At 52.2% G+C, this 11,456-nt stretch carries 12 protein-coding genes; 3 read left to right on the top strand and 9 right to left on the bottom strand.

The window, feature by feature from the left end; translation table 11 throughout:
• Positions 1–397: 397 nt before the first annotated feature.
• From tsaD to ACFPYJ_RS00145, 9 genes are all read right to left on the bottom strand, one after another.
• The gene (gene tsaD, locus ACFPYJ_RS00185) at positions 398–1,426 is read right to left on the bottom strand and encodes a tRNA (adenosine(37)-N6)-threonylcarbamoyltransferase complex transferase subunit TsaD (protein WP_379186008.1); all 1,029 of its coding nucleotides are present in this window, start codon (positions 1,424–1,426) and stop codon (positions 398–400) included.
• A complete protein-coding gene (rimI, locus tag ACFPYJ_RS00180) occupies positions 1,413–1,913 on the bottom strand; it encodes a ribosomal protein S18-alanine N-acetyltransferase (protein WP_379186007.1) in 501 nt (166 codons plus the stop codon). Before rimI ends, tsaD begins: the two co-directional genes overlap by 14 nt.
• A complete protein-coding gene (gene tsaB / locus ACFPYJ_RS00175; RefSeq protein WP_379186006.1) occupies positions 1,900–2,844 on the bottom strand; it encodes a tRNA (adenosine(37)-N6)-threonylcarbamoyltransferase complex dimerization subunit type 1 TsaB in 945 nt (314 codons plus the stop codon). Before tsaB ends, rimI begins: the two co-directional genes overlap by 14 nt.
• Positions 2,841–3,332, bottom strand: a complete 492-nt coding sequence (gene tsaE / locus ACFPYJ_RS00170) for a tRNA (adenosine(37)-N6)-threonylcarbamoyltransferase complex ATPase subunit type 1 TsaE (RefSeq protein WP_379186005.1) — start codon at positions 3,330–3,332, stop codon at positions 2,841–2,843. The genes tsaB and tsaE overlap by 4 nt, the downstream gene beginning before the upstream one ends.
• A 25-nt stretch (positions 3,333–3,357) precedes the next feature.
• Positions 3,358–4,578, bottom strand: a complete 1,221-nt coding sequence (thiL, locus tag ACFPYJ_RS00165) for a thiamine-phosphate kinase (protein WP_379186004.1) — start codon at positions 4,576–4,578, stop codon at positions 3,358–3,360.
• A gap of 454 nt (positions 4,579–5,032) precedes the next feature.
• Positions 5,033–5,899, bottom strand: a complete 867-nt coding sequence (locus tag ACFPYJ_RS00160; RefSeq protein WP_379186003.1) for a YitT family protein — start codon at positions 5,897–5,899, stop codon at positions 5,033–5,035.
• Positions 5,900–6,190: 291 nt separating this feature from the next.
• Positions 6,191–6,346 (bottom strand): hypothetical protein, encoded by a 156-nt coding sequence (locus ACFPYJ_RS00155; protein WP_379186042.1) that lies wholly within the window; start codon positions 6,344–6,346, stop codon positions 6,191–6,193.
• Between the two features lie 207 nt (positions 6,347–6,553).
• Positions 6,554–6,736 (bottom strand): H-type small acid-soluble spore protein, encoded by a 183-nt coding sequence (locus ACFPYJ_RS00150; RefSeq protein WP_379186002.1) that lies wholly within the window; start codon positions 6,734–6,736, stop codon positions 6,554–6,556.
• Between the two features lie 37 nt (positions 6,737–6,773).
• The gene (locus tag ACFPYJ_RS00145; RefSeq protein WP_379186001.1) at positions 6,774–6,959 is read right to left on the bottom strand and encodes a hypothetical protein; all 186 of its coding nucleotides are present in this window, start codon (positions 6,957–6,959) and stop codon (positions 6,774–6,776) included.
• A 206-nt stretch (positions 6,960–7,165) separates the two neighbouring features.
• Between ACFPYJ_RS00145 and ku the strand changes: the two genes are divergently transcribed.
• Genes ku through ligD form a run of 3 tightly spaced genes read left to right on the top strand, consistent with a single transcriptional unit; the run spans position 7,166 to position 10,164 of the window.
• Positions 7,166–8,110 (top strand): non-homologous end joining protein Ku, encoded by a 945-nt coding sequence (gene ku / locus ACFPYJ_RS00140; protein ID WP_379185999.1) that lies wholly within the window; start codon positions 7,166–7,168, stop codon positions 8,108–8,110.
• A 3-nt stretch (positions 8,111–8,113) separates the two neighbouring features.
• Positions 8,114–9,268: an ATP-dependent DNA ligase gene (locus ACFPYJ_RS00135; RefSeq protein ID WP_379185998.1), complete on the top strand. Its 1,155-nt coding sequence runs from the start codon at positions 8,114–8,116 to the stop codon at positions 9,266–9,268.
• Positions 9,265–10,164, top strand: a complete 900-nt coding sequence (gene ligD / locus ACFPYJ_RS00130; protein WP_379185997.1) for a non-homologous end-joining DNA ligase — start codon at positions 9,265–9,267, stop codon at positions 10,162–10,164. Before ACFPYJ_RS00135 ends, ligD begins: the two co-directional genes overlap by 4 nt.
• Positions 10,165–11,456 lie beyond the last annotated feature (1,292 nt).

Below are 11,456 nucleotides of genomic sequence, written 5' to 3'. Positions count from 1 at the left end.
ACCAGTTCGCGTAGTTTGCTGCAGCACCAGTTCGCGTAGTTTGCTGCAGCACCAGTTCGCGTAGTTTGCTGCAGCACCAGTTCGCGTAGTTTGCTGCAGCACCAGTTCGCGTAGTTTGCTGCAGCACCAGATCGTGTAGTATGAATGGCATACCCCGTCTATACTGGATTTTGTACAGTTAAAAAGCTATATTTCTGACTTTACCGTCGTTATACTGGATTTCATACAGTTCGGTCATCGTCATAACACCCAATTTAGCCTATTTAGCCCTTTTTGGACGAGTTTAACTGTATGAAATACAGTTTAGCCGCTAAAACAATTGATTATCGCTATATAAACTGTATAAATTCCAGTATAGGATCCAAGGAATGACAATCCGGCCCTGCTTACATGCCGGCTAACTGCGTACTGACCATTCCTCAAGCGATAATCCGGGCTCGGCTTTCATATCGAGCGAGGTAAATTCGCCACGCGTATATTTCAAATGCGCGGCGGCCCCAATCATAGCCGCATTGTCCGTGCAGAGCACGAGCGGCGGAATGAGCAGCGGCACGCCTTCGGTCTCGCAGCGAGCAGTCAATGCAGCGCGGAGCCCGCCGTTTGCAGCTACGCCGCCGCACAGCAGCAGCTGTTTGGCGCCTTCGGCACGTACGGCGCGGAGCGCTTTTGTCACCAGCACATCGATGACCGATGCTTGGAAGCCGCGCGCAAGAGCAGCTGCCCTTGGCGTTTCTCCCTTCATTTTTGCGGAATTAATGGCCGCAAGGACAGCTGACTTCAATCCGCTAAAGCTGAAATCATAGGAACTCGGCTCCAGCCAGGCACGCGGCAGTTCGATCTCTTCCTCGGAGCTCTGTGCCAGTTTGTCGATATGCGGACCGCCCGGGTAGGGAAACTTCAGCGTTCGCGCCACCTTATCATAGGCTTCGCCCACCGCGTCATCCCGTGTACGGCCGATGATCCTGAATTTACCCTCACTCTCCAGAACGACCAGCTCCGTATGTCCGCCTGAAGCCACAAGCGCTATACAAGGATATTCCAGCTCATGCACGAGCTGATTGGCATAGATATGTCCGGCGATATGATGAGTGCCAATCAGAGGAAGATCAAGCGCCATCGCTAAGCTTTTGGCAGCTACAATCCCGACCAGCAGCGAACCGACCAGACCAGGGCCCTGCGTAACCGCAACGGCAGACAGATCGCGAAACGTAATGCCTGCCTCTTGAATCGCCTGCTCCATAATTACCGTAATCGACTCCACATGCTGCCTGGAAGCAATCTCAGGAACGACGCCGCCGTAGCTCTCGTGGGTTGCAATTTGGCTGGAGATTACATTCGTTACAATCTGTTTACCGCCGCGTATGACCGCGACAGCCGTTTCATCACAGCTCGTTTCAACTGCTAAAATGAGTTCATTGGTTGTCATGCTCTTGCTCCACTCCATCCGGTAAGGAAAGCTCCGCCCACATAATAAGGGCATCCTCCAGATTATCCGAATAATAAGCCGGCCGAATGCCGGAAGGCTCGAATCCCAGCTTGCGGTACAGCCGCTGCGCAATCTCATTGCTGACGCGAACCTCAAGTGTCATGCGCGACGAACCGCAATAAATAGCCAGCTTCTGCAGCTCAATCAGCAGCCGTTCACCCAGCCCTTGCCCGCGATACTCCGTACGAACCGCAATATTCGTCACATGAGCCTCGTCCATGATTGTCCACATGCCGCCATAGCCAATTACTTTTCCATCCAGCTCCATCACCATATAACGAGCAAAATGATTATTCGTCAGCTCATTAATAAACGCTTCCCTGGTCCATGGACAAGTAAAAGCTTCCAGCTCAATCGCTACGATTTCCGGAACGTCAGTCAGCGTCATGGAGCGAAAAACAAGATTATCATTACTACTGGCTGTCATGAGTGGACGCTCCTTCCTTCTTCCCTTCGAGCCCCTTGAGTGCTTTTGCCCGCAGGTTCACTTCTGCTTCAGTCAACTGCGTATAATTAGGGATAAATGAATGAATGTCATCCTTTTCACCGGCGGCAAGCCGTTTCATGCCAAGCGCAGCGACTGAACCGCCCTCCATGATAAAAGAAAGCTTTTGCACATTAACGGAAGTTGAAGCGGAAGCTTGTTGAGCCGAAGAAATGACGGCTGTTAAGCGGTCTGCCTCAGCTTCATGCAGCTGTAAATCCCCAACGATCCAGATCGCTTCGGGCAGATCTGAATCCTCAAGCTGCCGGATCCGCGATGCCAGCTCGTCCACCCAATCATACATGAGACGAATGCCATCCTTGGCTAACCGGTTCCAAGCACCATCACTTGCTGCCGCAAAGCCGGCCGTATACACCTGCCCCCGCCTAGCATCCATGATAGGGATAAACCACTCCATTTTTGAACCGGCCTTGAACGGCTCCGAGCCTGACTGGCGGAGATTTGCAGAATCAGAATCAGATTCAGCTGCAGCTTCTGCAGGATCGGCCACCTTCTGCCAAGCTCCAAAAGCCAGCGATTCAAGACTGGAAACGCCGACAAGCGGCTTATTCCAAGCCCATGCAAGCGTCTTGCCAACGGATACCGCTATCCGCATCCCTGTATACGATCCCGGACCTATGCCGATGGATATCCCGTCCAGCTGCTCTGCTGTTATCCCATTATCTTCAAGCAGCGATTTCACAATCGATACGGTGTGAACCGAATGATTGCGTTCGGCCAGCGACTGCACTTCGCCGATGGTTTCCGCTCCGTGCACAAGTGCCGCAGCCAGCGATGCCGTCGACGTATCAAGAGCCAGCACGAGCAGATTGGATTCAGCCAACCGGCTTTTCGTTGATAATTCTTCTGTCATTCGTTACCTGCTCCCATCGCCTGTAATTGTTGACACCAAGCTGCATACGGCTCTCCAATTCCCGTTATCGAAATTCGGCGAGCCTCGCCGCCCAAATGCTCGATGTACAGCTGCAGCCTCTCTGGCGGAAGCAAAGCTTCAATGAGACTCGCCCATTCCACAATCGTCACGCCGTCCCCATAAAAATACTCATCCAGTCCAAGCTCGTCCGCTTCAGACTCTGACAGACGATACACATCCATATGATAAAGCGGCAAATGCTCGCCGTTATATTCTTTAATAATGGTAAAGGTAGGACTGTTCACGATTCCTCTTACCCCAATGCCGCTGGCAAAAGCTTGTGAGAATCTCGTCTTCCCTGCGCCGAGATCGCCATCCAAAGCGAGCACGGTTCCTGGAGTCGCCCAGCTCGCCAGCAGCTCCGCCAGACGCAAGGTATCCTGCTCCTGCTTCACTGTCCAAACGGTTTGAATTGTTTCACTCCTCATAACCTTCCACCACTTCTCATTTCCATTATTGTGCAAAATGGTTATATCCGCGCTTAGCGATTGGCTCCCGGGGGGCTTCTGCCTCTGCGGCATACTGCGCGCTGTGGCGCTGGTTGTATGAATCCGCGGATGTGAGATCGCGAATAAGTTCTACGCCTGCGGGGCCGGCCGATACCTCGCCGATGAGATACATCGGCAGTCCGGCGGCGGCCAGCTCCGCTTTGGCCGCTTGTGCGTCGCCGGCTGCGATCGTGCCGAGCAGCACGTAGTCTTCGCCGCCGTAGAGCATCCACTCGAGCGGCGATGTATGGACTCTGTGCGCGTAAGCGGCCATGCTGCCGCTGAGCGGCAGCCGGGATTCGCGAAGCGAAAGGGAGATGCCGGATGCTTCGGCAATCTCCCATGCTTCGCTGGCGAGGCCGTCGCTGACGTCATTCAGCGACGTGACCGTGCCGCGCGCGGCGAGCAGCCGCGCCGCGCGCACGGAAGGCGCCGGGCGGCGGTGCGCCTGCACCAGCGCCGCCACGCCGGCGGCTTCCGCCGCGGCTAGCGGCACGCACGGCGGCGAGCCCGCGGCGCCGCCGCCTGCCGGCTGCGCCGGAGCTGCCGCCGCCTGCCCGCTAGCCGCGGCAGCGAGCAGCCAGTGCAGACCGGCCGCGGCCATGCCGACCGGGCCGGTCACAAACACAACATCGCCGGGCTGCGCGCCTGCCCGGCGAATCGCCTTGCCGGCCTCGATGGTGCCCATCACCGTCACGGCCACCACCAAGTGCAGCGGCGACGAAGTCGTGTCGCCGCCAACAATCGCAACGCCGTACTGCTCGGCGCATGCGTACAGCCCATCATAAAGCCGGCGAATGCCAGCCGGCTCCCAAGCCCGCGGCACGCTCACAGAGACGAGCGCATGCCGCGGCACGCCGCCCATCGCCGCGATATCGCTCACATTCGCGGCAAGTGATTTCCAGCCGACATCGGCTTCCGCCATTGTCGCTGCATTAAAGTGGACCGTCTCCACCATCGTGTCGACCGCCATCAGCCACTGCAGCGTGCCGCCCTCGCCTTGCGGCGCTTCCACAACAGCCGCGTCGTCGCCGATTCCGACGATGACTCCCTGTTCGCGCTGCCGCTCTGCGCTTTGCCTGCTATCCGTCCAGAGGCGGATGCTCTCAAATTCGTCCAGATCAACCGCCTCCTTCCGGGAATCTATTAGCTGAATGCTGCATGTCCCCAGGACCCTGCAAGCCAATCAGGATTACTGAACTCCGCGTGCTCCTGCGGGCTCTGCAAGACTGAATGCTGCATGTCCCTTAAGACCCTGCAAGCCAACCAGCATCATTGATTACTCTACACTCTATTATTCTCTGGCTGAATGCTGCGTGCCCTACCGGACCCGCAAGCCAATCATTCTGGCTGAATGCTGCGTGCCCTACTGGACCCGCAAGTCAATCATCCTGGCTGAATGCTGCCTGTCCTACCGGACCGGCAAGCCAATCATCCTAGCTGAATGCTTCGTGCCCTACCGGACTCTGCAAGCCAATCATCCTGGCTGAATGCTGCGTGCCCTACCGGACCCGCAAGCCAATCATTCTAAATTTCATTATATCGGTCACTCTTCTGACTCGCAACAAAAGCGGGCAGGACAGCACGGTAAGGTGCAGTCTTGCCCGCTTGGCTCCTTGCTATTGGAACTGTATGCCCCGCTAGTGAATATCACGTTTCTTGAAGCGGCCGCCTTTGACATCATGGATGTTGCCAACCGCCAGAAACGCGGCAGGATCATGCTCCTGCACGATCGACTTCATTTTAGCTTCTTCCAGACGGGTGATTACACAGAAGATGACGCGCTTCGATCCGCCTGTGAACCCGCCTTCCCCGTGCAAATAAGTGACGCCGCGGCCAAGCCGGCTCATAATCGCATCGCCGACTTCCTTCGCATCCTCGCTGATGATCCAGACTGCTTTGGATTCGTCGAAGCCCTCCAGCGTCATATCAATAACCTTGAAGGCAATGTAATAAGCGATTAGCGAGTACATGGCACTATCCCACGAGAAGACGAAACCCGCGCTGCCGAGAATGAAGAGATTGAAGAACATGACCACTTCACCGACAGAAAAAGGCAGCTTCTTATTGAACAGAATAGCAACGATCTCCGTGCCATCCAGCGATCCCCCGAACCGGATAACAAGTCCGACACCAATACCGAGAATAACCCCCCCAATAACAGGTGCAAGAAAATTACTGCTCGTTAACGCTTGAACCGGATGTAAGAGCTGCGTTCCGATCGACATCACCGTAACGCCATATAACGTAGATAAAGCAAACGTCTTTCCGATCTGTTTATAACCTACAATAAGAAATGGAACATTGAGCAGGAAGAGAAAGAGACCAAGCGGCAGCCCTGTCAAATGGGCAATAATAATCGAAATCCCGACGACTCCGCCATCAATGATGTTGTTTGGTACGAGGAAAATCTCAAGTGCAATCGATACGAGCGCCGCACCGACCGTAATAAATACGATCCGCAGCAGCAGTTCAAGCTTTGTTAACTTATAGTGCTGTTTCGCCATATCTTACCCCCATGAAGCCTAGACTGAATTCTCGCTTCTATAACCATTATAACTGATTTTGGGGCAAATTTAAAGAATAACGGCTTGTTATCTTTGTTTTTTAGTTATTAGATGTGATTATCGTCAATTTTCGATATTAGATTTCAGCAGGATAAAGCAACTTTATTCTTGTAAGTATCTTCTTTATTTTCCTCCCCTATGTGGAGTACAACACAACAAAATAGCCCAAGCATCTGCCTGGGCTAGAAATTCATCCTATAAAATTTGAATGGCATGCATCGCAGCTCCTCATCAAAACATTGGAAAAACGAATCTGACTAAGAAGTAGAGAGCTCCGAAGAACAAGATAATATAGGCGGCATATTTGATAAATGTTGACATAACCATACTGGAATCCATTCTTTTCTCCACATGACGCTCTTCAATATCTACATTGCGTTCAGCCATCATAATCAGCTCCCTTTATTATTTATCTGTGCTACTTCTATTTAACCGCAGCCCCTTTCTTCCAAACAAAACAGCCCTCTGCCTTAGCAGAGAGCTTAGTTGATGTTTTTTTCTTAACTGTATGGAATAAGCCCGCTGCTGCCTGAACTTTTCAAATCCAGCTGCCCTTATTCCTGGCCCTTCTTTAACTTCTCGTGCTTAGTTGGATTAATCCTCTTCCTGCAGACGATCTACAGAAACAGTAGCCGTATTAAGCGGGTTGGACTCAATCTGCACCGTTGCCATGCCATTCGTTTCATCCACATTTTCAATCCAAACCGGCTTTCCTTCCAAACGTACGGAGAAGGTGTCCTTCGACTGATAAATCTCTTTGGCTCTTTCGGTTTTCATTTGGCTGATCAACCGTTCCTTTCACTGCCTTGAATGGTTATTCTTTTATTTCCTGTTCCATGGTATCTGTTGTCGATTCCGCAATGAGCCCGTTATGCGCCGTCACTTGCCCGCCTCCGAGCCCTTCATTCACCATTCGGTCAATATCCAAGTCATAATCTTCACGGCCCTCATGATTCAAATCATTGTTAGCCCCAGTAGGGGAATTACCTGCCTCTGTCATGGAAATCCCTCCTAAAAGTTTTTGCGGTGCTTTACTATGGTACTTCCCGTGAGCAAAAACTCGCATCTGAAGCATGCACACGTCTTAAGCTGGCCCTGCTTAACGAAAATATGCCCGCTTCGATTGGTTTTCATGCATTCTGGCAACACTGAACACATAGCCTGTTAACACGATATATTTTTGAAATGAGGATAGGGGGAAACGTTATGCATACCGTTTGGAAAGGGGCCATCAGCTTTGGCCTTGTGCATGTTCCAGTTAAAATGTTCTCGGCAACAGAGGATAAGGATATCTCGATGAAACTCATTCACCGGGACTGCGGCAGCAATATTTCATACATTCGTAAATGTCCGACATGCGAAGTCGAAGTCGACTGGGATGCAATTGTAAAAGGGTATGAATATGACAAAGGCCATTACGTCTTATTCGAAAAGGATGAGCTCGAGCAGCTGTCCGATGATGTCACTAAAACGATTAAAATATTGGATTTTGTCGCGTTAGAGGAAATCGATCCGATTTACTTCCAGAAAACCTACTACTTATCTCCTGATCAGGCAGGCGGTAATGCTTATAATCTGCTGCTCGAGGCCATGAGGCAATCCGGGCGGATCGGCATCGCCAAAGTGTCCATCCGGTCCAAAAGCTCGCTAGCTGCGATCCGGATCATCGGGGATTGCCTCGCCATGGAAACTATTTTCTTCCCGGATGAAATACGGTCAGTCGATCTTGTTCCCGGACTTCCCGATCATGTGGATGTAAACGAGAAAGAGCTGATGATGGCACGGATGCTCATCGAACAGCTCTCGACTCCGTTTGAGCCTGCCAAATATACAGACGATTACCGCAGCCGCCTGTTAGACGCGATTCAGCATAAGATTGCCGGTGAAGAGGTTCGCGTAGCACCCGAGCAGCAGCGGACCAATGTGCTTGACCTGATGGCAGCCTTGCAGGCGAGCCTTGAAGCGGTGAAGCTCCCTCCCGATGCAAAAGGCGGCTTGGATACCGGCGCAGCATCATCTGCTGCGGGTGCAGCTGACGGAGCAGCCGAAGACGGCACCCGCACAGAGGCGGCAGATGCTCCCGCTGCCAAAGTACCACGGCCGCGCAAGCCCAAAGGCAGCTCCGGGTCAGCAAAGGAGACCGTATCTTAGCCTATGAAACAGCCAATCCGCATTCGACAATCCAGAACCATACTAGCATCAAGCGGCGAGGGCAGCTCCCTCGCCTTCGATGCGTCAGCAGATATCAGTTTGGAGGCGGCAACAGAATTTGCCGATCCGGATATCGTCAATTCGCCTAACCAAACAGGAAGCAGCGCTCAGAGCGATGATTCCAGCAAGCTTTTTAGTTCCGCCTCTCTCCCTCCTCTCCCTGAAGATCCGATGGCTCCGATCTCCGACAATAAGCTCCCTGTCGGCGAGGATTGGTGTTATCAGCTTAAATGGGATGGGGTTCGTATATTAGCCCGGATTACCGAGCATCGGCAGGTTGAATTATATTCCAGGCGATTATATTTGAAGAACAGCATATATGCCGATATTGTCGAGCTGCTCGAATCCCAGGCGGCGACGCTTGGCCCTTGTTTGCTCGATGGTGAAATCGTCTGGTGGGACGGTGTCAGGGCTAATTTTCAACAGGTTTTGAAAAGAGAGCGCTCAAGGGGACTGTCACGCCAAGCAGCTGCCGATTCTCCAGGCGGAGCGAGCGGAGGGCTTGTCTACGTCTTATTCGACCTGCTTGCCGATCGGACCGGCGATATTCGCCATCTTTCGTTCGAGGAGCGGAATCGCCGCCTGATGAAACTGTGTCCGGCAGGCAATACCCGTTTATTCGTCACGGATGTATTTCGCGATGGCCAAGCACTGTGGGACTGGGTGGAGAGCAACCATTGGGAGGGCGTTGTCAGTAAGAAGCTGTCCAGTACCTATCATGAAGGCAAGAAACATCGGGATTGGCTCAAGAAGAAGACCAGCCTGCTGCTCGACGTTGACATTGTGGGGCTGAAATGGCGAAATGATACGATTGCGAGCCTCATCATGGAATATGAAGGCGATTACCTGGGAAGTGTGTCGCTTGGTCTTAACGACGCGCTGCGCCGCGTGCTGACGACAACTTTCGTTACAGAGCAGTCGCGTAATGCCGTCGTTCCCTGCCCCTTCAATACGATGCCGGATGAACTGAAACGCGAAAAGGTGCAGTGGCTCCCGATTTCATTCAAATGCCGCGTTACCGGACTTGAACGTACATCTGCCGGACAGCTGCGCCATCCAAAGCTGGTTACTTTTCTGCCGAAGGACACGCTGACATGAGCCGCTCCGTTAAAGGCACCGTAATTGTAGATGGACAGGAGCTGACTGTGAGCAATCCTAACAAGCTGCTGTGGCCGGAGATGGGCATAACGAAGGCGATTTTCTTACAAAAGCTGACCGTGCTGTCTCCTTGGCTGATGAAGCACTGCAAGGACCGTTATTTGACCACCATCCGCTTTCCTGACGGGGTGCATGGCAAATCCTTTTATCAGAAAAACTGTCCTTCACCCGCTCCGGCGTTCGTGACGACCGATGATCATGAAGGGATTCATTACGTGAAGCTTCATTCACTGCCGGTTCTGTTATGGTTAGGTAATTTGGCCTGTCTGGAATACCACGCTTCCTTCGACCGGATCAGCAACCCTGAGCATCCCAGCGAATGGGTGATTGATCTGGACCCATCCGTAGAAGAAGAACCACGGATTATGGAAGCGGCAGCATTGGTTGGAGATCTGCTGGATTCTCTTGGGATCGCTTCAACTCCCAAAACATCCGGTGCCACAGGCGTACAGCTTATTATCCCGCTCATACCGGATCTGAGCTTCGACGAGCTCCGGCTTATCGGCGAATTCGTGGGCAGCTATTTGACCAACAAGCATCCTAAACTGTTTACCATTGAACGGCTGAAGAAAGATCGCGGAGATCTCATCTATATCGATTACCTCCAGCATTATCAAGGGAAAACGATCATTGCTCCTTACTCTCCGCGTGCCCGGGCCGGCGCTACGGTCTCTACACCGCTCCACTGGGATGAGGTGCGCAGAAATGCCGCAATATCTGACTATCATTTATTAAACATCGACGCCCGCCTCGAGCAAGAGGGGGACCTGCTGGACCGCAAAGCTCCTCAATCTCTCAGACATATACTCGCTTTTATCGGATCACAGAAAAAGTGACCTGCAAGGAATTTAATTTGGTCGGGTGTTGCTTGACAGGGGAGGCACCTTGGCAGGGTTTAATTAATTTGAAACGAAGTTGTTGGTAGGGTATTTAGTAGGGAGTTGCTTGGCAGGAAGTTGCTAGGTAGGGAGTTGACTGGCAGGGAGTTGGAACGAAGTTGCTTGGTAGGAGTAATTTGATAGAACAACCTAGTAGAATCTTCCAGAAAATTTGCTGTTAGGAGCACTTGAATGAGAGTAATTTGAATGCATAGCGAGAAGCAAGATTTGGAAAAAATAATCTGTCCCAAGTGGCTGGGCAGCGTTAGCCCTCTGTTCAGCCGCACTAGCTGTGGGCAGTGAAAGCATTAGCCCATTCCTCTAACCTGACTAACAATCCGCATTCGCCACCTTGCTCCTCTCTGCCTTTTCTAATCCAAGTCCTTGCTGGCTATTCCTCTGACCTCAACCGGCAAAACTCCACATTCGCCACCTTGCTCCTCTTTGCCTTTTCTAATCCAAGTCCTTGCTGGCCGCTCCTCTAACCTCAACCGGCAAAACTCCACATTCGCCACCTTGCTCCTCTCTGCCTTTTCTAATCCAAGTCCTTGCTGGCTATCCCTCTGACCTCAACCGGCAAAACTCCACATTCGCCACCTTGCTCCTCACTGCCTTTTTGGATCAAAGTCCTTGCTGGCTATCCCTCTAACCTCAACCGGCAAAACTCCACATTCGCCACCTTGCTCCTCTCTGCCTTTTCTAATCCAAGTCCTTGCTGGCCGCTCCTCTAACCTCAACCGGCAAAACTCCACATTCGCCACCTTGCTCCTCTCTGCCTTTTCTAATCCAAGTCCTCGCTGGCCGCTCCTCTAACCTCAACCGGCAAAACTCCACATTCGCCACCTTGCTCCTCTCTGCCTTTTCTAATCCAAGTCCTTGCTGGCCGCTCCTCTAACCTCAACCGGCAAAACTCCACATTCGCCACCTTGCTCCTCACTGCCTTTTCTAATCCAAGTCCTTGCAGGCTATCCCTCTAACCTCAACCGGCAAAACTCCACATTCGCCACCTTGCTCCTCCCTGCCTTTTTGGATCAAAGACCATTCTAGCCACCCTACTAACCTGACAGAGTTGTGTATCTATACTGGATTTCATACAGGCTGGAGAGCGAATTTGGAGCTGGGAGCTGGCTATACTGCATTCCATACAGTTATTTGAGCTCTGTTGAGCTTAATAGAGCTGTGTGCAGTTAGACTATTTAGTAGACACGCCTTAATGGAAGACCTGTATACTTAAAAATAAAAAGGTCGAG

This window comes from Paenibacillus solisilvae (assembly GCF_042656405.1).
GTDB lineage: Bacteria > Bacillota > Bacilli > Paenibacillales > Paenibacillaceae > Paenibacillus_Z > Paenibacillus_Z solisilvae.
This window is presented reverse-complemented; position numbering and strand designations above follow the sequence as displayed.

Coding starts and splice junctions, on each gene's coding strand:
- ligD (WP_379185997.1), top strand. CDS start 9,265: ATGAGCCGCTCCGTTAAAGGCACCGTAATTGTAGATGGACAGGAGCTG.
- ACFPYJ_RS00155 (WP_379186042.1), bottom strand. CDS start 6,346: ATGGCTGAACGCAATGTAGATATTGAAGAGCGTCATGTGGAGAAAAGA.
- ACFPYJ_RS00150 (WP_379186002.1), bottom strand. CDS start 6,736: ATGAAAACCGAAAGAGCCAAAGAGATTTATCAGTCGAAGGACACCTTC.
- tsaE (WP_379186005.1), bottom strand. CDS start 3,332: ATGAGGAGTGAAACAATTCAAACCGTTTGGACAGTGAAGCAGGAGCAG.
- ACFPYJ_RS00135 (WP_379185998.1), top strand. CDS start 8,114: ATGAAACAGCCAATCCGCATTCGACAATCCAGAACCATACTAGCATCA.
- tsaB (WP_379186006.1), bottom strand. CDS start 2,844: ATGACAGAAGAATTATCAACGAAAAGCCGGTTGGCTGAATCCAATCTG.
- ACFPYJ_RS00160 (WP_379186003.1), bottom strand. CDS start 5,899: ATGGCGAAACAGCACTATAAGTTAACAAAGCTTGAACTGCTGCTGCGG.
- tsaD (WP_379186008.1), bottom strand. CDS start 1,426: ATGACAACCAATGAACTCATTTTAGCAGTTGAAACGAGCTGTGATGAA.
- ACFPYJ_RS00145 (WP_379186001.1), bottom strand. CDS start 6,959: ATGACAGAGGCAGGTAATTCCCCTACTGGGGCTAACAATGATTTGAAT.
- rimI (WP_379186007.1), bottom strand. CDS start 1,913: ATGACAGCCAGTAGTAATGATAATCTTGTTTTTCGCTCCATGACGCTG.
- ku (WP_379185999.1), top strand. CDS start 7,166: ATGCATACCGTTTGGAAAGGGGCCATCAGCTTTGGCCTTGTGCATGTT.